The organism is Amycolatopsis roodepoortensis (assembly GCF_024628825.1).
Lineage (GTDB): Bacteria > Actinomycetota > Actinomycetes > Mycobacteriales > Pseudonocardiaceae > Amycolatopsis > Amycolatopsis roodepoortensis.
The window spans coordinates 3732299-3752913 of sequence record NZ_CP102415.1; the positions used below are offsets into that span (position 1 = coordinate 3732299).

The window sequence follows — 20615 nt, forward strand, 5'->3', positions numbered from 1 at the left end:
GCCTCCCCTAATGAGCTACATCGAGGCGAAGGTGACCGGTGTCCGGCGGCTCACCCCGCATATGAGCAGGGTGACCTTCTCGGGGGCGTCGCTGGTGGACCAGGCGCCCGACCAGTACCTGAAGGTGTTCTTCCCGCAGCCCGGCCAGGCGGAGCCCGTGCTGCCCGCGCCGCTGGCCGGCGACGAAGTGCTGTCCTGGTACCGGACCTACCTCGCGATGCCCGACGACGTCCGGCCGCCGATGCGCACGTACACCGTGCGCGCGCTGCGACCGTCGGTGCAGGAGGTGGACATCGACTTCGTCCTGCACGGCGACGAAGGCCCGGCCTCCGCGTGGGCTTCGCGCGCTTCGGAGGGCGATCGGGTCGCATTCCTCGGGCCGCACGGGCTCTACGACGTCCCTCCGGAGACGACCTGGCAGCTGCTGGTCGGCGATGAGACCGCGATCCCGGCGATCGGCGCGATCGTCGAGGCGCTGCCCGCCGGGACGCGAGCGGTGGTCTACGTCGAGATCAGTGATCGCGAAGACCGGCAGGTCTTCGAAACGCAGGGGACCGTGGAGCTGCACTGGGTCGTGCGGGGCTCGGGACCTGTCGGCGACTCGGTGCTCGAAGCCGTGCGGAAGGCGGAGCTGCCGGGCGGGACGCCGTACGCGTGGATCTCCGGCGAAGCGAACATGGTGAAGCTGGTGCGGCGGCACCTCGTTCGGGAGCGCGGCGTCGACAAGCGGGCGATCTGCTTCACGGGATACTGGCGGCAAGGGATGAGCGAAGAGGCCGCCGGGCGCGAAGCGATGCGGCAGGCGGAGGCCGGGGAGACGCCTGGTCCCGACGAGGACTGAGGCCCCTGACCTGCGGAAAGAGAGCAAGGGACCTTTGCTACCGCGGGTGGGGTGTGTGGAAATAGGGACGTTGAGTGTCCCTATTTCCACACACCCCGCACTCCGCGTAACAGCGCTGATCGACTGTGTGGATTTTGGTGCGTTGGATGACCCGAAATCCACACGGTCACCGCGTCTACCTGCGGAAAGGGAGCAAGGGACCTTTGCTACCACTTACGTAGCCACGCTAAGCAATCGATAGCAAAGGTCCCTTGCTCCCACCCCGCCGCAGAACGCCGTGAAGGCCTCCCTGCCTACCCTCAAGGTAGTGAAGGAGGCCTTCACGGACTGAGCGGTCAAGCCCCTCAGTGCGGCACCCACAGCGTCACCCGGGTCCCCCGCCCCGGCTGCGAATCGATCGTCCCCCGCCCGCCGACCTCCGCCAGCCGCGCCATGATCGACTGGCTGATCCCGAAGCCCGGCGGCCGATCCAGCATGCTGAAGCCGGTCCCCTGATCCCGCGCGATGACCGCGACGCCGCCTTCGCTTTCCTCGACGCGAAGCACGACCTGGTTCGTCCCGGCGTGCTTCACGGTGTTTCGGAGCGCTTCGCGGACGGCGTCGCGGATGGCGGTCCGGCGCGCGTGCGAGAGCCGGTAGTCCTGTTCGGTCTCGGCGGCGACGAGCTGGGTGCGCAGGCCGTCCCGCGCCATTTCGGTGGCGACCTCGGCGAGGTCCGCCGCGAGCCCGCGAGCCGACGGCGCGTCCGGGCCGAGCAGTTCGCGCCGTAGTTCGGCGGCTTGCGCCCGCGCGGTGGCGCGCATTTCGGCGAGCCGTTCCGAGGCCGCCGAGTCGTCGTCCGGCGCCTCCAGCCCCATCGCCTCCAGCGTCTGCAAAACGCTGTCGTGCATGACCCGCTGGGTCCGCAGGCGTTCGGCCCGCTGTCCCCGGCGCATCCCGATCCCCAGCGCGAACCGCGTCCCGACGCCGAGCAGGATCAGGATCCCCGCCGTGGTCACCATCGCCACGACGAGCGCGACCATGCACCCCACCGACCGGCTCACCGCGAGCGGATGGTCGATCGGCAGTCCGCCGATCCAGGTCAGGAACGCCCGGAACGGCACGGCCGCGATCACCAGCGCGAGCGCCGCGGGCAGCCCAAACGACAGCGTCCACAACGCGACCGTCCCGACCATCCACGTCCACGCGACGTCGACGGCGAACGGCTGGATATCGGCGGGCGCCGCGGCGGCCACGATCGTCGTGAGCACCACGCCAACGGCGAGATCCGCGTACATCAGCCGCCCGGAGGTCTTCGCCCGGATCCCGCGGCCGCGCACCACCCACCAGACCGCGAGGACGTTGAGCAGCATCCCGACGATCGTCGTGCTCAGCACGGGAACGATGCCCGCCGACCCGTTCGAGACCAGGAAACCGAGGTACACCTTCGGAAACGCGGCCACGCGGTAGAAGATCGGGCCGAGCGCGGAATAGCGGATCGCGCGCATCAGCAGCGTGTCCGCCGAGTCTTCCCGATAGCGCCAGTCGGGCACGGAATCGGGGTCCGGTGCTTCGTCGGCCGGGCTCGCGCCCAGCACCGAAGAACCCTTTCGCAACATCGCGCGCACGAACGTGACCGATTGAGACTCGGACATCCGCCGCCCTCCCCGCGTCCGATGGGTCGAGCCTGGCAAAGCGGACTACCCGCGTCAAGACGGCCGAATGCGCAGCTCCGCGACGAGAAGTTTGACCAACGCGCCGAGCCGCTGACGTTCGGGCTGCACGGTCGCTACTCCGGCCGCTTCCAGCGGAGCCGCGGTCACCGGGCCGACGCACGCGCACAGCACCGGACCACGCAGTGCGTCGAGGAGTTCCTCGCGACGCGACCCCGCCAGCGTCAGCAGATTCGCCGCCGCCGGAGCGGAGGTGAAGGCCAAAGCGTGCACGCGCCCGGAAATGACGCTTTCGACGAGTTCGTGCACGGGAGCGACGTCGGCTGGCGAAAGCCAGCGATACGGCTGCGCCTGGACGACTTCCGCACCGGCGTCCCGCAGCGACGCGGTGAGTTCGGGCAGCAGGGTTCCGTGCAACTGGACGGCGACCCGTGCGCCGCCGACCCCGGCATCGCGCAAGCCTTCGAACAGTTCCGCATTGCTCTCCTCGGGCGCGGAAAACTCCTCCCGGAGGCCGAAACCACGCACCGCGCCCACCGCCTTCGGCCCGCGCGCGAAGATCCGAGACGCGGCCAGCCGCTCCAGCAACGGTTCGCGCAGCCCCCAGCCTTCAGCCGCCGAAAGCCAGCCGCGGAATCCGGCGCCGGTGGTGACCGCGGTGAACCCGACCGGCCGGGCCAGCACGGCCTCCGTCGCCGCCCGCAGCTCGGTGTCGTCGGGCAGCGGGACGATCCGGATCGTGGGCGCGTGCAGGACGGTCGCGCCGTGCCGCGTCAGCGCGCCGATGAAGTCGTCGGCCCGCCGCTCGGCGGTGATCCCGATCGTGATGCCGTCCAGGTCAGCCATAAACCGCGCCCATCTTCCCGATCTCCTCCGCCAGCCGCTCGCGCAGCTCCGCCGGTTCGAGCACTTCGAGGTTCCCGCCGAACCGCAGTAGTTCGCCGACGGCCGATTCTCCCGGCTCCACCGGCAGTTCCATCGTCAGCCAGCCGTTTTCGTCCGGTTCGGCATCCGCTTCCCGCAACGCCCGCGCTCCGACGGCTCCGAGATAGAAGGGCAACAGTATGCGGGCGAACTCGTTCAGCCGGACCACCGCCATCCGCGAGTACATCCGCTTTTCGAACTGCTCCGACCACTCCTGCCAGTAGCGCGCGAGGTCGAAGTCCGACGGCCGCTCGAAGACCTCGCCGAGGTCTTCGAGCTCTTCGATCCGGGAGACCCGATAGGTCCGGTCGCTCCCGTCGCACCGCGCCGCGAGATACCAGTTCCCGGCCTTGAGGATCAGGCCCAGCGGGTCGAGCACGCGCTCGACCTTCCGCTGCCCCCAGCGTTCGTACCGGACCTTGATCCGCCGCGCGTGCCAGACCGCGTCGGCCAGTTCGGACAGTCGCGGCAGGCTTTCGATCCCGCGATGCCAGCCGGGCACGTCCAGAAAGAACCGCTCGGAGATCTTGCTCGCCCCGGCACGCAGCTCCGCGGGCATGGCCGCGTGCAGTTTGAGCTGGGCGGCGGCGAGGACCGTACCCAGCCCGAGCTCGCCGGCCGCGCCCGGCAGGCCCGCCAGCGAAAGCGATTGCGCCTCCTCCTCGGTGAGCCCGGTCAGCCGCGTGCGATAGCCGTCGACCAGCTGATATCCGCCCGTGCGCCCGCGATCGGCGTACACCGGCACGCCGGCCGCGGACAGCGCCTCGACGTCGCGGTAGACCGTCCGGACCGACACTTCCAGCTCGGCGGCCAGCTCTTCGGCCGTCATCCGGCCGCGGTTCTGCAGCAGGAGGAGAACGGACAGGAGCCTGCTCGCGCGCATGGATCGAGTATCCCAGAAAACCTGACACATCCTGACAGGTTTGGCTGACAGGGTGAACCCATGAACACGTTCGCCGTGAAGAACTGGGAAGAATCGATCGTCAGCGGCACCGACGGCGGCCCCCGGGTCGCCTACGCGCACGCCACCTTCGACTACAACGGGCTGATCGAAGGCGAGTCGATCCTCGACTACCTGCTGTACTACGCGGGTGAGGGCTACGACGGCGGCGGAACGCCGGCGCCGGGCTTCGAACGGATCGAAGGCAGTGTGGACGGGCGCAAGGGAAGCTTCGTCATCAAGCACGACACCGGGTTCGACGCCAAGGGCATCTCGTCGAAGTTCACGATCGTCGAGGGTTCCGGAACGGGTGAACTCGCCGGGATCACCGGCACCGGCACCACGACCGGCGTCCTCGGTGAGCCGACGATGTCGTACACACTCGATTACTCGCTCTGAGGAGGACCAGTGCTCGAGGTCGATCGCGAGCAGGTGCTGGCGTACCGGATCGCGGCCCACGGCCTGCACCGTGAGGAGACGGATCCGGCCGCCGCGGCCGTGTTCGACCTCGGACTGCAGGATTCCGTGCGGGACACCGCCCTCTTGGGCCTCGCCGCCCGGATCGACGGCGACATCACGCCGTCGGTCTGGGACGGCGAACGGTTCGTGCTCGCGTGGACGCATCGCGGCGCGCCCCATTTCCACCGTCGCGCCGAGCTGGACGCGGTCCGGGCCGCGCTCGTGCCGCTCGACGAGAAAGACGCCATGGCGCGGATCCTGTGGCAGCGCAAGCAGGTCGAGGACGCGGGCATGTCCGCGACGGACGCGCTTTTCACCGCGGCGAAGGCGATCCGCGAGGTCGTCACCGGCGTGCTCACCAAGGGCGCGGTGAGCGGCGCGGTCACGAAACTGATCCCCGAAGGCCTGTCGTACGCCTGCCGCGGCTGCGGTGTCGTGCACATCTACGAGCAGCTGATGCGGGTCGCGTCGATCCACGCCGGGGTCCGGCTGGAAGCGGGCGCGACGCCGGCGACGTTGGCACCGCTGGAAGGGCGCGGCCGCCTCAAGACGTCGCCGGACGTCAGGGCGGCCGAACGCGTCATCGAGAATTACCTGCGGATCAACGGTCCGGCCTCCCCCGGCGACGCCGCCGCGTACGTCGGGACGACCCGCGCCGGCGTCGACGCGATGTGGCCGGGCGGCCTGGCCGAGGTCCGCGTCGACGGGAAGAAGGCGTTCCTGCCGGAAGACGGCGTGCCGCTGCTGGAGAAACCGCCGGAGCCGGACGTGGTGCGCCTGCTGCCGCCGATGGACCCGTTCGTCCAGGCGCGTGACCGCGCCGTGCTGGTGCCGGACAAGGCCCGGCAGAAGGAGGTCTGGAAGATCCTCGGCAATCCCGGCGCGCTGCTGGCCGGCGGCGAGATCGCCGGCGTGTGGCGGGCCAAGGCGAGCGGGAAGAAGCGGCTCGACTTCACGGTCACCTCGTTCGACACCCTCCGCCCGGCCGTGCGGAAGGCGGCCGAGGCGGAGGCCGCCCGCGTCGCCGCCGCCCGGGAGTTCCCCGACCACCGCGTCACCTGGTCCTGACCCCGGGGGTCAAGGATCGACGGCCAGGCGGTAGCCGCGCTTCACCACCGTCTGGACGAGTTTCGGCGACCCCAAAGAGCTCCGCAGGCGCCCGATGGCGGTCTCGACGGCGTGTTCCTCGCCGCCGTCGGGCAACGCGGAGATCAGCTCCCGCCGGGAGAACACCCGCCCCGGTGCCTCCGCCAGCGCCCGCAGTATGGCCATCGGCGCGGGCGCGATGTCACACCACTGGCCGTCGACCAACGCCGCCTGCCCCCGCAGTTCGATACTCCGCCCGCCCGCGGTCAGCCGCGGCGAACGGGATTCCAGCGCGTCGGACACCGTCCGCGCCAGCGCCCCGATCCGCGACCGCGCGGGCTGGACCGTCGGGATCCCGAGCGCGGCCAACGGCGCCGCGGTGATCGGCCCGACACAGGCCGCCACGACCCGCTTCTCCAGCGCCCGCACGATTCCCGGCAATCGCCCGGTCCGTTTCGCGACCGCCAGCATGGACGCCACCGCGGGCGCGCTGGTGAACGGCAACGCGTCCACCGAACCGTCGAGGACACCGTCGAGCAGCCGGTCCAGCGGGCCGGGATCGGCGGGCCCGACCCACCGGTACACCGGCACCTCGATCACCTCGGCGCCCGCCGCGCGCAGACTGTCCACAAAGTACGGAAGCGGCTCGCCGTGCAGCTGCACCGCGATCCGCTGACCGTCCACACCGGAATCGAGCAGATGCCGCAGGACTTCGGCATTGCTCTCCGAAGCGGGCGAGTAATCCTCCGAAAGCCCGGCCGCGCGGATCGCGCCCTTCGCCTTCGGACCACGGGCCAGCAGCGTCGACTTCCCGAGCCGGTCGAGCAGCTCCTCCCCCAGCCCCCAGCCTTCGGCCGCCTCGACCCAGCCGCGGAAGCCGATCCCGGTCGTCGCGACGACGGCGTCGACCCGGTCCTCCAGCAGGCGCCGAGTGGCCGCCCGCAGTTCGGTGTCGTCGGCGAGCGGCACGATCCGGATCGCCGGGCCGTAGCGCACGGTCGCACCCTTACGCACGAACAGCGCGCCGAGCTCGTCAGCCCGCCGCGCCGCCGTGATCCCGATGACGAATCCCGCCAGGGGAAGGACTTCTGTCACGGTGAGAATTCCACCTCCACGACACCATCGGTGACCCGCACCCGATAGGCCGCGACCGAGACTCCTTCGGCGTCCAGGCACGAGCCGGTCCGCAGATCGAAGCGTTCCTTGTACACCGGCGAAGCCACCACGGGGACACCGCTCGCGTCACCGACGATGCCTCGCGAAAGCACCGCCGCACCGCTGATCGGATCCACATTGGACAGTGCGTACCACCGGTCGCCGGGCAGCCGGAAGATCGCCACCTGCGTCTCGCCTTCGAGCAGGGCGGCGACACCGGACCATTCGGGAACGGCGCCGGCCGCGCAGACGGCGGTCCAGGTGCGCTGGATCGAGGTCGTCACTGCTTCACCTCCGGGATGCCCAGCAGCACGGGCACCTTCTGGTCGCGTTCGGTGCGGAACGAGATCGTCGGATCCGGCGTGCCCGGCGCGTTGACGAACGAGGTGAACTTCGCCAGCTTCTCCGGGTCCTCCAGCACGCCGCGCCATTCGTCGGCGTAGTCGCCGACGTGTTTGGCCATCGCCGCGTCGAGGTCCTCGCAGATGCCGAGCTTGTCGTCGACGATCACCGCGCGCAGGTGGTCGAGTCCGCCCTCCATCTCCTCGACCCACGGCGCGGTGCGCTGCAGGCGGTCGGCCGTGCGGACGTAGAACATCAGGAACCGGTCGATCGTCCGGATCAGCGTCTCTGTGTCCACTTCGGACACCAGCAGATCGGCGTGCCGCGGGGTCGCGCCGCCGTTACCGCCGACGTAGAGGTTCCAGCCCTTGTCGGTGGCGATGATGCCGAAGTCCTTGCTCCGCGCCTCCGCGCATTCCCGCGCACAGCCCGAAACGGCCGACTTCAGCTTGTGCGGCGAGCGCAGGCCGCGGTAGCGCAGCTCCAGCTCGATCGCGAGCCCGACGCTGTCCTGAACGCCGTAGCGGCACCACGTCGAACCGACGCACGACTTCACCGTGCGCAACGACTTCCCGTACGCGTGCCCCGATTCGAAACCGGCGTCGACGAGCCGCCGCCAGATCAGCGGGAGCTGGTCGACGGTGGCGCCGAACAGGTCGATCCGCTGCCCGCCGGTGATCTTGGTGTACAGCCCGAAATCCATCGCCACCTGCGCGATCACCATCAGCTTCTCCGGCGTGATCTCGCCGCCGGGGATGCGCGGGACCACCGAGTAGGTCCCGTTGCGCTGCAGGTTCGCGAGGAACTTGTCGTTGGTGTCCTGCAGGGTCGCCTGCTCGCCGGCGAGGATGTGCCCGTTGCCCAGCGTGGCCAGGATGGACGCGATCGCCGGTTTGCAGATCGCGCAGCCGGTTCCGGTGCCGTAGCGGTCGATCATCTCGCTGAACGTGGTGATCCGCGTGGCCTGGAGGATCTGGAACAGCTCCGCGCGCGACTGGGTGAAGTGCTCGCACAGCGCCTTCGACTGCTCGACACCGCAAGCCGTCAGCAGCTTGCCCAGCAGCGGGACACACGATCCGCACGCCGTGCCCGCTCGCGTGCAGCCCTTGATCTTGGCGACCGAATCGCAGCCCTCTTCGGTGATCGCGTGCGTGATCGCACCCTTGGAGACCGCGTTGCAGGAACAGATCTGCGCGGCGTCGGGCAGCGCGTCGACACCGACCGCCGCCCCTCCACCGGCCGGGGCGAGGATCGCGCCGGGTTCGGCGGGCAGCGGCCTGCCGACCATCGCGCGCAGCGTGTTGAACTCGCTCGCGTCGCCCACCAGCACCCCGCCGAGCAACGTCTTCGAGTCGTCCGAGACGACGAGCTTCTTGTACGTCCCGGCGACGGCGTCGTTGAACGCGACCTCCAGCGCACCCTCGGTCGCCGCGTGCGCGTCGCCGAAGCTGGCGACGTCGACGCCCATGAGCTTGAGCTTCGTCGACATGTCCGGCTCGGGGAACGTGCCCTCGCCGCCGGTCAGCCGCGCCGCGACGATCTCCGCCATCGCGTACCCGGGCGCCACGATGCCGTACACCTTGCCGCCCACGGCCGCGCATTCACCGATCGCGTACACCGCCGGGTCGGACGTCCGGCAGGTGTCGTCGACCAGGATCCCGCCCCGCGCGCCGACTTCCAGGCCGGACGAACGCGCCAGATCGTCACGCGGCCGGATTCCGGCGGAGAACACGACCAGGTCGACGTCGAGTTCTGTGCCGTTGCCGAGCTTCGCGATGTAGCGTTCGCCGTCCGGCTCGATGGCGTCGGTCGACGTTCCCGTGTGGACGGTCACGTCGAGGTCGGTGATCAGCCGTCGCAGCAGGCCACCACCGCCTTCGTCGACCTGCAGCGGCATCAGGCGCGGCGCCATCTCGACCACGTGCGGCGAAAGGCCCATGTCCCGCAACGCCTTCGCGGCTTCCAACCCCAGGAGCCCGCCACCGATGACGACCGCCGAACGACGTCCGCGCCCGGGCCGCTGAGCGGCTTCCCGGATGGCGTCGAGATCCTCGATCGTCCGGTACACGAAGCAGCCGGGAAGGTCGTGGCCCGGCACCGGCGGGACGAACGGCCGCGAACCGGTCGCGAGGACGAGCGAGTCGTATGGCTGCTCGTATCCGGCTTCGGTGACGACGATCTTGCGCTCGCGGTCCACCGAAACCACCGCGTCACCGAGCCGCAGTTCGACCATCTGGTCGTCCGCGTAGTCCGCGCCTTCCAAAGCGAGTGACGCCGGGTCCCACGTGTCCACATAGGACGTCAGGGCGACGCGATCGTAAGCGGGCCGCGCCTCCTCGGCGAGGACCACGATCTGCCACTCGCCGGTCTTGTCCTCCGCGCGCACCGCTTCCACGAGCCGGTGCGCGACCATGCCATGTCCCGCGACGACGAGTTTCCGCATCAGACCTCCGCCCCGGCGAGCGCCAGACCTCGGGTGCTCGCCACCTCCGACTGCTGTTTGCGCAGGTACACCGCCCAGGTGACGGCGAAGCACAGGCCGTAGAAGACGAGGAAGGCGATGAACGCCGGCACCCCGCTCTTCGTGTCCGCGAACGACTGGCGGAAGGCCAGGTTGATGAAGAGCCCACCGAGGGCGCCGATCGCCCCGGCCAAGCCGATCAGGGCGCCGGAGAGCTTGCGGGCCTTGAGCATCTCCAGCGTCTCGTCCGCGCCCTCGCTGATCGCGACCTTGGCCTTGGCGCGGAAGATCGCCGGGATCATCTTGTACGTCGAGCCGTTGCCGATACCGGTGAGCACGAACAACACGATGAACGCGACGGTGAACAGCGCCAGCGAGTTCGACGACGACGCGAGGATCAGCACCACGGTCGCCGCGGCCATGCCGACGAACGTCACGAAGGTGATCTTGCCGCCACCGATGCGGTCGGCCAGCCAGCCGCCCGTCGGCCGTGAGAACGAACCGAGCAGCGGCCCGAGGAACGTCACCGCGGCCGCCTGCAGCGGCGTGCGGCCGAACTGGTTCTGCAGCACCAGGCCGAAGGCGAAGCTGTACCCGATGAACGAACCGAACGTGCCCACGTAGAGGAACGACATCACCCAGGTGTGCGGATCCTTGACGACCTCGCGCATCGCCTTGGTGTCGCCCTTCATCGAGGCGAGGTTGTCCATGAAGAAGTACGCGCAGGTCGCGGCGACCACGATCAGCGGGATGTAGATGTAGAGGACCACCCGGGGCGCGGTCGCGCCGACGGTGCCGATGACCAGCAGGCCGATCAGCTGGATCGCCGCCACGCCGAGGTTCCCGCCGCCCGCGTTGAGTCCGAGCGCCCAGCCCTTGTGCTTCTCGGGATAGAACGCGTTGATGTTGGTCATCGACGACGCGAAGTTCCCGCCGCCGACCCCGCCGAGTGCGGCGATCAGCAGGAACGTGCCGAGCGAGGTGCCCGGTTCCATCGCGATCGCCGCGAGGATCGTCGGCGCCAGCAGCAGCAACGCGCTGACGATCGTCCAGTTCCGGCCACCGAACTTCGCCACCGCGAAGGTGTACAGCGGCCGCATCAGCGCGCCGATCAGCGTCGGTGTCGAGACCAGCAGGAATTTGTCGGCGGCCGAGAACCCGTACTGCGGGCCCATGAACAGGACCATGACCGACCACAGTGTCCAGACGGAGAAGCCGATGTGCTCGGCCAGGATGGAGAACCAGAGGTTCCGCCGGGCGACCTTCTTCCCGGTCTCCTCCCAGAACCGCTCGTTCTCCGGATCCCAGTGCTCGATCCAGCGCTTTCCACGAGCGTGCATGAGGTCCTCCTTGGTGGATGCGTTCGGGTTCACTGGGCGGCCAGCCATTTCGCGACCCCGCCGACGGCGTCCTTGCAGCCGCCGCAGCCGGTCGTCGCGCGGGTCGCCCCGGCGAGGGCGGGGACGTCGGTGGCGCCGCCGCGCCACGCTTCGACGAGCCGCCCCTTGGTCACGGCGTTGCAGCGGCAGATGACCGCCGACGCGGGCAGATCGGCCGGGCTCGCCGCCGACGGCGCTCCCGGCGGCAACGACCGTCCTAAAAGGACCGCCAGCCGGTCTTCGGGTACCGGGGTGCCCCGGTCGTAGAGTTGCGTGATCGTCGCGGCCGCGTCGGGCAGGCCGAGCAGGATCGCGCCGGTCACCCGGTTTTCCCGGATGACGAGCTTCCCGTAGCGGCAGCCCGCCGGGTCGCTGAAGGTGAGCACTTCGGCGGTCGGGTCGTCCGCGCCGGTCATCGTCTCGCCGAGCGCGGTGAGGTCGATGCCGCGGGCCTTGAGCCGCGTCACCGCCTGGGTGCCGCGATAGCGTGACGCGGATTTCGTGCCGGTGACCAGATCCGCGACGACGGTGGCCTGTTCCCACGCGGGTTGCACGAGGCCGCCGAACGCGCCCGGATGCTTCGCGCAGTCGCCGATCGCGTGGATCCGGCCGTCGCTGGTGCGCAGCAGATCGTCGACGACGATGCCGCCTTCGACGGTCAGCCCGGCGTCGACGGCCAGTTTCGTCTCGGGCCGGACGCCGGTGGAGACGACGATGAGATCGGCGGGTACGTGCGTGCCGTCGTCGAGTTTGAGCCCGTCGCCGCTGACGTAGCGCGCGGCCCCGACGCCGAGCCGGAAGGCGACGCCGAGTTCTTCGAGCTTCCTGGTCAGCACCCGCGCGGATTCCGCGTCGAGCTGACGTTCCATGATGTGCGGCATCGGATGCACGACGGTGACGAGGTTCCCGCGTCCGGCGAGGCCCCGCGCGGCTTCCAGGCCGAGCAACCCACCGCCGAGGACGGCCACCGGCGCCCCAAGTTTGGCGGCGTCGAGAATGCGCGCGCAGTCGTCGAGTGTACGGAACGCGACGACGTCCGGGCCGGGTTCGAGCCCTTCGACCGGCGGCATCCACGGGTTCGCGCCGGTGGCGAGCACGAGCGCGTCGTAGTCCACAGTGGACCCGTCGTCGAGGTGGACCCGGCGCGCGTCCCGGTCGATCGACGTCGCGGAGACACCCCGGCGCAGGTCGGCGCGGGTGCGGGACGACCATTCGTCGTCGTGCAGCCGGACGGCCTCGGGCCGCATGGTGCCGGCGACCACCGACGAGAGCAGCACCCGGTTGTAGGCGGCGTGCTCCTCCGCGCCGACGACGGTGAGCCGCACCCGCTCGCCATCGGGATCGCGGCGCTGGATCTCGTCCGCGAGCCGCGCGCCCGCCATCCCGTACCCGGCGATGACCACCGACCGGGGGCTCACGCGACGGCCTCGGCCGGGGCGAGCGCGACCGCGCACACCTTGAACTCGGGCATCCGGCTCGTCGGGTCGAGCACCGGGTTGGTGAGCAGGTTCGCCCGGCCCTCGCCGGGGAAGTGGAACGGCAGGAACACGAGGTCGGGACGCAACGACGCCACACAGCGGACGCGGGCGACGGTCTTCCCGCGGCGGGAGCGCACGACGGCGAGGTCGCCCTCGGCCAGCCCCGCGCGGGCAGCGGTGTCGGGATGAACTTCCACGAAGGCCTCCGCCACGACGTCGTTGAGTTCTTCGACCAGCCGGGTCTGCGCCCCGGACTGGTAGTGCTGCAGGACCCGCCCGGTGGTGGCCTGCAAGGGGAATTCGGCGTCGGGCAGCTCGGCCGGGCCGACGTGGTCGACCGGGACGAACCGCGCGCGGCCGTCCGGATGGGCGAAGGAGTCGAGGAACATCCGCGGCGTGCCGGGATGCGACTCCGCCGGGACGGGCCAGTAGAGGGCCTCACCGTCCCGGAGCCGGTCGTAGGTGATGCCCGAGTAGTCGGCGACACCGCCCTTCGAGGCCTGCCGAAGCTCGGTGAAAACGGTCTCGGCGTCCGCCGGGAACCGTCCCTCGGGCTGGCCGAACCGGCGGGCGAGCTCGGAAAGCACGTAAAGATCGGTCTTCGCGCCCGACGGCGGGTCGATCGCCTTGCGACGCAGGAGGATCCGGCCTTCGAGGTTGGTCATCGTGCCGTCCTCCTCGGCCCACTGGGTGACCGGCAGGACGACGTCGGCCATCGCCGCCGTCTCCGAAAGGACGAGGTCCGAGACCACCAGGAAGTCCAAAGAGGACACTTTGTCCTGGATGTTCCCGGCACCGGGCGCGGAAACGACGAGGTTGCTGCCGAACACCATCAGCGCGCTCGGCCCGTCTTCGGTGCCGAGCGCCTCCAGCAGCTCGACCGCCGACCGGCCCGGCCCCGGCAGGGATTCGGGCGGCACGCCCCACACTCCGGCGACGTACTCGCGGGCCGCGGGGTCGTCGATCTTGCGGTAGCCGGGCAGCTGGTCCGCCTTCTGCCCGTGCTCGCGACCGCCCTGTCCGTTGCCCTGCCCGGTCAGGCAGCCGAACCCGGAACCCTTGCGTCCGGGCAGGCCGAGGGCGAGCGAGAGATTGATCCAGGCGTTGACCATCGCGGTGCCGTTGGCGTGCTGTTCGGTACCGCGCGCGGTGAGGACGTAGGCGTTGCGGGCGGCGGCGAGCTTGGCGGCGACGCGACGCTGGTCCGCGGCGGAGACGCCGGTGGTCTGCTCGACGCGCTCCGGCCACCAGGCCGCGACCGAGCGCCACAGTTCCTCGAAGCCGTTCGTCCGCGAGACCACATAGGACTTGTCGAGCAGGCCGTCGGCGACGACGGCGTGCAGGATGCCTTGCGCCAGCGCGAGATCGGTTCCCGGCGCGGGCTGCAGGTGGAGTCCGGCGAGTTCGGCGGTCGGCGTGCGGCGCGGGTCGACGACGATCAGGTCCGCGCCACGCAGATGCTGGGTGAACGGCGGCATCGTCTCGGCGGGGTTCGCGCCGATCAGCAGGACCGCGTCGGCGTCGGCGAGATCCGTGGCCGGGAACGGCATCCCGCGGTCGGCGCCGAACGCCTTGATCCCCGCGGCCGCCGCCGACGACATGCAGAACCGGCCGTTGTAGTCGATCTGCGAGGTGCCCAGCGCGACCCGGGCGAACTTCCCCAGCAGATAAGCCTTCTCGTTGGTCAGCCCGCCGCCGCCGAAGACGGCGACCGAGTCGGCGCCCTTGGTTTCGCGGATCTCGGTGAGCCGCTTCGCGACGAGGTCGAGGGCCTGCGGCCAGGTCGCGGGCCGGAGTTCACCGTCGACCCTGATCAGCGGTGTCGTCAGGCGGGAGGGCGAGGTGAGGAGCTCCCCCGACGTCCAGCCCTTCTGGCAGAGGCCGCCGGCGTTGACCGGGAAGTCACGCGGGGCGACCCGGGCGCCGTCGAGGCTCATCCCGCACTGCAGGGCGCAGTAAGGGCAGTGCGTGTCCACCGCGGTCACGGTGGGGGCGGCGAGTGGCACGGGCACCTCCTCCAGGCGTCGATAGCGCTTGAAGGTAGGTAGGCCGTGTTACCTGAAAACTCCTGAATGTTTCAGGCGTTTGACATTGCCCGCCGTCGAGCCACGTCACACCGTGAGGTCGCGAGCCTGCCCGAGTCGACCTCGCGACGTCGCGAAAGCCACTTTCGGGACATCTGATGTCCCGAAAGTGGCTTTCGCGGCACCTCTTGATGCGGCACGGGCCAAAAGGGCTGATGGGGCCTTCACCGCGTCACATGCGGGGAACGACGCCCTCAGCAGCTATACACTCGATGTATAGATTGTGTGTATAGTCGCCCCCATGTCCATCGGGAACACGCTGCTCGGCCTGCTCGAAGCCGGCCCGAAGCACGGCTACGACCTCAAACAGCTTTACGACAAGCAGTTCCGCCAAGACCGTCCGCTGCACTACGGGCAGGTCTACTCGACGCTGAACCGGCTCCTGAAGAACGGCCTGGTCGAGGAGAACGGCGTCGAGGCGGGCGCCGGCCCGGACCGGAAGCGGTACGCGATCACCGAGGCGGGCGTCACCAACGTCGAGGAATGGCTGAAAAGCCCGGAAAACCCCTCGGTCTACCTGCAGAACACGCTCTACACCAAGGTCGTGCTCGCGTTGCTGTCCGGCCGCGGCGCGCAGGACCTGCTCGACGCCCAGCGGAGCTCCCACCTGCGCGCCATGCGTGAGCTCACCGCCCGCAAGACCGACGGCGACCTCGCCGACCAGCTGATCTGCGACCACGCGCTCTTCCACCTGGAAGCGGATCTGCGGTGGCTGGAACTCACCGCCGCCCGCCTCGACGACCTCGCGCGCCAGCTGACGCGCTGATCTGGGGACCACACAGTGGAAACACCGTTGTTACACGGGCTCGGCCTGCACAAGGCCTTCGGCCCGAATCAGGCGCTCACCGGGGCGGGGCTGACGCTCGAAGCCGGCGAGATCGTCGCGATCATGGGCCCCTCCGGCTCCGGGAAGTCGACGCTGCTGCACTGCCTGTCCGGAATCGTGCGGCCCGACGCGGGTCAGGTGCTGTTCCGCGGCCGTGACCTCGCGAGCATGTCCGACACCGAACGCAGCGCCTTGCGGCGCACCGAATTCGGCTTCGTCTTCCAGTTCGGGCAGCTCGTCCCGGAGCTGACCTGCCTGGAGAACGTCGCGCTGCCACTGCGCCTTGGCGGGATGAAACGCCGCCCCGCCGAGCGGCTCGCACGGACCTGGCTCGACCGGCTGGCGGTCGGCGACGCCGGTGACAGCACCCCCGGCCAGGTTTCGGGCGGGCAGAGCCAGCGGGTCGCCATGGCCAGGGCGCTGATCACCGAACCGTCGGTGGTCTTCGCCGACGAACCGACCGGCGCGCTGGACACGCTCAGCGGAGAGCTGGTCATGCGACTGCTGTCCGAGACGGCGAAGCAGACCGACGCCGCCGTCGTCCTCGTCACCCACGAACCGAGGGTGGCCGCCTACTCCGACCGGGAGGTCATCGTGCGAGACGGCCGGACACGCGAACCGGTGATCACCCGATGACCGGGCGCGAAGACCTGATGCTGGGGTTCCGGCTGGCCGTCGGGGGCGGCCGGGGCTCGATCGTCAGGCTCGTCCTGAGCACCGTCGGCATCGGGCTCGCGGTCGCGGTCCTCCTGATCGGCGCCTCCGCGGGCACCGTCAAGGAGAACCGCGACCAGCGGGCGTACGCCGCTTCGCCGCGGTACGAACCGATCCCGGGTGTCTCACCGCTGAACCACCACACGACGACGACCGACTTCCGCGGGCAGGCGATCTCGCTCGTCCACCTTCACGCCACCGGACCGAACTCGCCGATCCCGCCGGGGGTGGACCGGCTGCCCGCGCCGGGCGAGGTCTTCCTTTCCCCGAAGCTCGACGAACTCGTCGCGGCCGACACCAGTGGTCTGTTACGGCCCCGTCTGCCCGGCAAGCCGGTCGGGATCATCGGCACGGGAGCGGTACTCAATCCGAATGATCTCGTCGTCTACGCCGGCACGGACAATCCACGCAACGGCGCCCCGATCTATGCCTTCGGTTCCCCTCCCGGCTACGAAGCGCCGTTCGAACGGGGAATTCTCTCGCTGCTGCTGATCGGTCTCTTCGTCCTGCTCACGCCGGTGTTCATCTTCGTGGGGACGGTCTCCCGGCTCGGCGGTGCGGCCCGTGACCGGCGGCTCGCCGCGCTACGGCTGGCGGGCTCGTCCCTCAAGCAGCTGCGCCGGATCACCGCGGCGGAATCGCTCGTGGGCGCCGTGGCCGGGCTGGTCGCCGGCGGCGCGTCGTTCCTGCTGTTCCGCGGCGCGGTGGCGGACTTCCAGGTGCTCCGGTTCGGGGTGTACCCGGAGGACCTGACGCCGCCGTGGCCGCTGGTGGTGCTGATCGTGCTCGTGGTCCCCGCCCTGACCGTGGCGGCGGCTTGGGCCGCGCAGCGGCACACGGTCGCCGAACCGCTCGGAGTCGTCCGCGAAACCGTGCCGCCGAAGCGGCGGTTGTGGTGGAGGCTGCTGCCGATCGCCGCCGGAATCGCTTTGATAGCCCCGGATTTCAGCGTCGCGAGCGAACTCGGCCGGATGGCGCTGATCGCCGGTGCCGTGCTGCTGATGCTCGGGATACCCGCGGTGCTGCCGTGGCTGCTGGAGCGTGCCGTCGCCCGGATCAAGGGCGGGCCGCCGTCGTTCCAGCTCGCGATCCGCCGTCTGCGGAACGACAGCGGGACCCCGGCCCGGGTGGTCGCGGGGCTCTGCGTGGTGCTCGCCGGGGTGATCGCGCTGCAGAGCCTGTTGGCGGGCCAGGCGACGTCGGCGGCCGTTCACCAGGAGAAGACCGATGACCGGATCTCCGTCCATGCCGACAGTTCGGTGGCCGATCAGGCGATCGCCGCGGTCCGCGCGGTGCCCGGCGCGGCCGGCTTCCAGGCCATGCGCTCGATGCTCGTCGACACGAACCGCGGCGATGGCGGGCTCGTCTCGCTCACCGTCGCCGACTGCGCCACGATCGAAGCGACCACCACGGCGACCGGATGCCACGACGGTGACGTGTTCGCCGATCCCGCTTCTCTCCACAAAGGACAGTCGGTGAAGCTCACCGACGACGACAAGAGGGAGTGGCCCTGGACCGTTCCGGCCACGCCCCGCCCGCTCGGCGTGAAGCCGTCGGGGCTCGGCGAGCAGCTCCAGCCACACGTGCTCGCGACACCCGCCGCGATGGCGGGCGTCGACCTGGCCGCCGCGCCGGTCACGGTGAGCCTGCGGGGGACGACCGGCGATCCGGACTTCGTCGAGCTGGTGCGGAACGCGGTGGCGCCGTACAGCGGACAGGTCTCGGTGGCGTCCGCCAACGAAAAGCGGGTCTCGGACGAGGCCCGGATGCTCGACGACGTGCGGACCATCCTGTTCGGCGGCGCGTTGTCCGTCCTGCTGCTGGCCGGGGTGAGCCTGCTGGTGCTCGCTCAGGAACAGGTCCGGGAACGGCGCCGGGCGCTCGGGGCACTGTCCGCCACCGGCGTGCCGGTGCGGGTGATCGTCCGATCCCTGCTGTGGCAGAACGGAATTCCGCTCCTGGTGGGCATCGTGGTCGCGACGGTGACCGGGATCGCCGTCGCCGCGCTGGGCAGGCGGCTGTTCTGGAAGGTCTTGCACGTCGACTGGCCGGCGGTCGGGCTGCTCGCCGCGGCGGCGATCGCGATGGTGCTGCTGGTGACGGCGTCGACGGTCCCGTCCGTCCGCGCTGCGGCGAAGACGGAGAACCTGCGCACCGAGTGACCTACAGCACCGCGCTCACGTCCCGGGCGGCGGCACGGAGTCCGTCGTGCGCCGCCCGGGTCGACCGCGGGTCGAGGGCGTTGGCGGCGAGCCGGAAGAGGACAGCCCGCAGGAGAAGCTGGGGCCATTGGGGCAGATGCGCCCAGCGTTCGAGGAGATCGATGGTGGCGCCGCCCCAGGCCAGCGCGTCGACCGCGACGATCGCGGCGCCCCATTCACCCGGCCGGTAGTACGGCACGAAATCGACGATGCCGGGGGCCGCGTCGCCGTCGAAGAGCACTCCGGCGAGAAGCTCGCCGTGGACGACCTGGTCCGGCAGTTTGACCGGTCTTCGCGAACCGGCCAGCACCTCGAACCAGCGGCCGCCCTTGTTCTCGTCGAGGGGCACTTCCGCCTCGCCCCAGGCGAGTTTGTCGGCGAGCGCCTCGATGTCGGTGCGCCGTCCCAGGAAATCCGGCCGCGGCAACCCGGCCGTCGCGCGATGCAGTTTGACCGCCGCGTGCACGACCTCGTCGTACCGGTGCTCGGCCGTGCCCGACACGAACCGGTTCGCCGACCAGCCGCCGACGATCCATCGGCCGTCGCTGGACCGGACGGGCTTCGCGACCCGCAGCCCCGGCTCGTCGACGGCTTCCAGCGCCCGGGCCGTCCACAGGGTCCGCGACTTGTCGACGACGGGTTTGAGCACGAGATCGTTGTAGCGCCAGGCGGTGGTGCCGGGCAGCGGTTCCGCGTCACCGGTACGTCCGCCGAACGCCGAACAGACGTGTTCCGGAGGGCTTTCAAGGGTGGCACGCACGGCTCGGCACGTTACCCCGTCTTCCGCGCCACGAACGAGAAGACGCGCTGGTCTTGAGTAGCGATACTCAAGACAGGATCGCTTCTGACCTGCCATTCTTCGACCGTGATCCCCCGAACGGCTCAGCGCCGCCTCACCGGCGGGCAGCTCACCGCGCTCGCACTCGGCTCACTGTGGCTGCTCGGCACGTTGGGGGCGCTCACCGTGGGCCTGCTGCTCCCGGTCGCCGCTTTCCTGCACGTTCCGTGGATCGCGTTGCCGGTGCCGCTCGTGTCGATCGGGGTGGTCTATCTCGTCGCTTTCGCGGCACCGGAAGCGTTTCCGTCCGTCGCGAAGCCTTGGCCGCGGTTGGCCTGGGCCTTCGCGACCGGGATTTGCGGTGTCTTCGGCGCGATCTTCGTGCTGGAAGTGGCCGAAGCGTTCGACCCGTGGTTCGCGGTTCCGTTCCTCGGAGTGCCGGTGCTGCTCGTAGCGGGGCTGTTCACGCGTGATCTCCGGGTGCGGGCAGGCGCGGGTGTCCTTTTGGTCGCCCTGATCGCGGGCGGGATCGCCGTCCCCGCGTCACTGCCTCCGGACACCCCCGCACGGCGCCTCGCCGCGACCGGCGTCCCACGCGATCGCACTCTCGCGGCGGACCTCGGCCCGCAGCGGCTCCCGACCAAGACGACCGAAGACTCCGGGGCGCTGATCGTCGAGTACGCGCCGCAGCTGTGGATCTCGCCCGTCTGGACCTTCGCGACCGACGCCGTCGAGAGCTGCGAGACGTCGGTGAAGACCGCTTGGCGCCTTGAAAACGCGACGTGCGCTCAAGTCGGCGAAGGCGAGTTCATCCGGCGGAACGCGGACCGCATCGAGTTCGTCCAGCGGCGCGGCGCGCTGTCGGTGCACCTCGCGGGGAACCACAACTGGAAACCCGAGGAACTGCGCGAGCTGGCTGGGAAGACCCATCCGCTGACCGACGCCGAGATCATCGCCGCCGTGCCGAAGTCGCCCCTGGGGAACCGGACGGACGTCGTCGCGGAGTTCGCCAAGTTCGTGCGGGCGATCTTCGTGGGCCGGTCCGTCGGCTACTGACGCTCGGGGGAGCAAGGGACCTTTGCTACCACTTTGGGCGAGGCCGAGTGGAGGTGTGTGGAAATAGGGACGTTGAGTGTCCCCATTTCCACACACCCCGAACTCCGCGTGACGGCGCCTACGGACCGTGTGGATTTTGGTGCGTCAGATGACCCGAAATCCACACGGTCACCACGCCGATCTGCAGAAAGAGAGCAAGGGACCTTTGCTACCACCCGCGCGTGAAGGCCCCCTTCCCT

The 20615-nt window shown here is 70.0% G+C and carries 17 protein-coding genes; 7 read left to right on the forward strand and 10 right to left on the reverse strand.

Annotated features, from left to right (window positions below):
* Window positions 1-10: 10 nt before the first annotated feature.
* Window positions 11-841: a siderophore-interacting protein gene (locus tag NQK81_RS17280; RefSeq protein ID WP_257489010.1), complete on the forward strand. Its 831-nt coding sequence runs from the start codon at window positions 11-13 to the stop codon at window positions 839-841.
* A gap of 344 nt (window positions 842-1185) precedes the next feature.
* Here NQK81_RS17280 and NQK81_RS17285 read toward each other — a convergent pair whose 3' ends face one another.
* The 3 genes from NQK81_RS17285 to NQK81_RS17295 are packed head-to-tail and all read right to left on the reverse strand — an operon-like array spanning window position 1186 to window position 4300.
* The gene (locus NQK81_RS17285) at window positions 1186-2475 is read right to left on the reverse strand and encodes a sensor histidine kinase (protein ID WP_257489011.1); all 1290 of its coding nucleotides are present in this window, start codon (window positions 2473-2475) and stop codon (window positions 1186-1188) included.
* A 54-nt stretch (window positions 2476-2529) separates the two neighbouring features.
* On the reverse strand, window positions 2530-3339 hold the full coding sequence (locus NQK81_RS17290) for a uroporphyrinogen-III synthase (protein ID WP_257489012.1): 810 nt from the start codon (window positions 3337-3339) through the stop codon (window positions 2530-2532).
* Window positions 3332-4300 (reverse strand): helix-turn-helix transcriptional regulator, encoded by a 969-nt coding sequence (locus NQK81_RS17295; protein WP_257489013.1) that lies wholly within the window; start codon window positions 4298-4300, stop codon window positions 3332-3334. The genes NQK81_RS17290 and NQK81_RS17295 overlap by 8 nt, the downstream gene beginning before the upstream one ends.
* 60 nt (window positions 4301-4360) lie before the next feature.
* Between NQK81_RS17295 and NQK81_RS17300 the strand changes: the two genes are divergently transcribed.
* Both NQK81_RS17300 and NQK81_RS17305 read left to right on the forward strand, forming a co-directional pair.
* Window positions 4361-4756: a DUF3224 domain-containing protein gene (locus NQK81_RS17300; RefSeq protein ID WP_257489014.1), complete on the forward strand. Its 396-nt coding sequence runs from the start codon at window positions 4361-4363 to the stop codon at window positions 4754-4756.
* Window positions 4757-4765: 9 nt separating this feature from the next.
* Window positions 4766-5884 (forward strand): DNA glycosylase AlkZ-like family protein, encoded by a 1119-nt coding sequence (locus NQK81_RS17305; protein WP_257489015.1) that lies wholly within the window; start codon window positions 4766-4768, stop codon window positions 5882-5884.
* A 9-nt stretch (window positions 5885-5893) separates the two neighbouring features.
* On the opposite strand, the gene NQK81_RS17310 is transcribed toward NQK81_RS17305, so the two are convergent.
* From NQK81_RS17310 to NQK81_RS17335, 6 genes are read right to left on the reverse strand one after another with little or no spacing between them, the layout of a single operon-like run.
* On the reverse strand, window positions 5894-6997 hold the full coding sequence (locus NQK81_RS17310) for a uroporphyrinogen-III synthase (RefSeq protein ID WP_257489016.1): 1104 nt from the start codon (window positions 6995-6997) through the stop codon (window positions 5894-5896).
* Window positions 6994-7341: a nitrite reductase small subunit NirD gene (nirD, locus tag NQK81_RS17315; RefSeq protein ID WP_257489017.1), complete on the reverse strand. Its 348-nt coding sequence runs from the start codon at window positions 7339-7341 to the stop codon at window positions 6994-6996. The genes NQK81_RS17310 and nirD overlap by 4 nt, the downstream gene beginning before the upstream one ends.
* Entirely contained in the window at window positions 7338-9842 is a 2505-nt protein-coding gene (gene nirB, locus NQK81_RS17320) for a nitrite reductase large subunit NirB (RefSeq protein WP_257489018.1), read from the reverse strand. Before nirB ends, nirD begins: the two co-directional genes overlap by 4 nt.
* Window positions 9842-11200, reverse strand: coding sequence for a nitrate/nitrite transporter (locus NQK81_RS17325; RefSeq protein ID WP_257489019.1), 1359 nt, complete (start codon window positions 11198-11200; stop codon window positions 9842-9844). Before NQK81_RS17325 ends, nirB begins: the two co-directional genes overlap by 1 nt.
* A gap of 29 nt (window positions 11201-11229) precedes the next feature.
* Window positions 11230-12657 carry an FAD-dependent oxidoreductase gene (locus tag NQK81_RS17330; RefSeq protein ID WP_257489020.1) on the reverse strand — a complete coding sequence of 476 codons (1428 nt, stop codon included), beginning with the start codon at window positions 12655-12657 and terminating at the stop codon, window positions 11230-11232.
* A complete protein-coding gene (locus NQK81_RS17335; RefSeq protein WP_257489021.1) occupies window positions 12654-14723 on the reverse strand; it encodes a molybdopterin oxidoreductase family protein in 2070 nt (689 codons plus the stop codon). Before NQK81_RS17335 ends, NQK81_RS17330 begins: the two co-directional genes overlap by 4 nt.
* 319 nt (window positions 14724-15042) lie before the next feature.
* Here NQK81_RS17335 and NQK81_RS17340 point away from each other — a divergent pair, with 319 nt between their 5' ends.
* The 3 genes from NQK81_RS17340 to NQK81_RS17350 are packed head-to-tail and all read left to right on the forward strand — an operon-like array spanning window position 15043 to window position 18503.
* Entirely contained in the window at window positions 15043-15567 is a 525-nt protein-coding gene (locus tag NQK81_RS17340; RefSeq protein ID WP_257489022.1) for a PadR family transcriptional regulator, read from the forward strand.
* Between the two features lie 15 nt (window positions 15568-15582).
* Window positions 15583-16263: an ABC transporter ATP-binding protein gene (locus NQK81_RS17345; protein ID WP_257489023.1), complete on the forward strand. Its 681-nt coding sequence runs from the start codon at window positions 15583-15585 to the stop codon at window positions 16261-16263.
* Window positions 16260-18503 (forward strand): FtsX-like permease family protein, encoded by a 2244-nt coding sequence (locus NQK81_RS17350; RefSeq protein WP_257489024.1) that lies wholly within the window; start codon window positions 16260-16262, stop codon window positions 18501-18503. Before NQK81_RS17345 ends, NQK81_RS17350 begins: the two co-directional genes overlap by 4 nt.
* A gap of 1 nt (window position 18504) precedes the next feature.
* On the opposite strand, the gene NQK81_RS17355 is transcribed toward NQK81_RS17350, so the two are convergent.
* A complete protein-coding gene (locus NQK81_RS17355) occupies window positions 18505-19302 on the reverse strand; it encodes a TIGR02569 family protein (RefSeq protein ID WP_126736322.1) in 798 nt (265 codons plus the stop codon).
* Between the two features lie 105 nt (window positions 19303-19407).
* Between NQK81_RS17355 and NQK81_RS17360 the strand changes: the two genes are divergently transcribed.
* The gene (locus NQK81_RS17360; RefSeq protein WP_257489025.1) at window positions 19408-20376 is read left to right on the forward strand and encodes a hypothetical protein; all 969 of its coding nucleotides are present in this window, start codon (window positions 19408-19410) and stop codon (window positions 20374-20376) included.
* Window positions 20377-20615 lie beyond the last annotated feature (239 nt).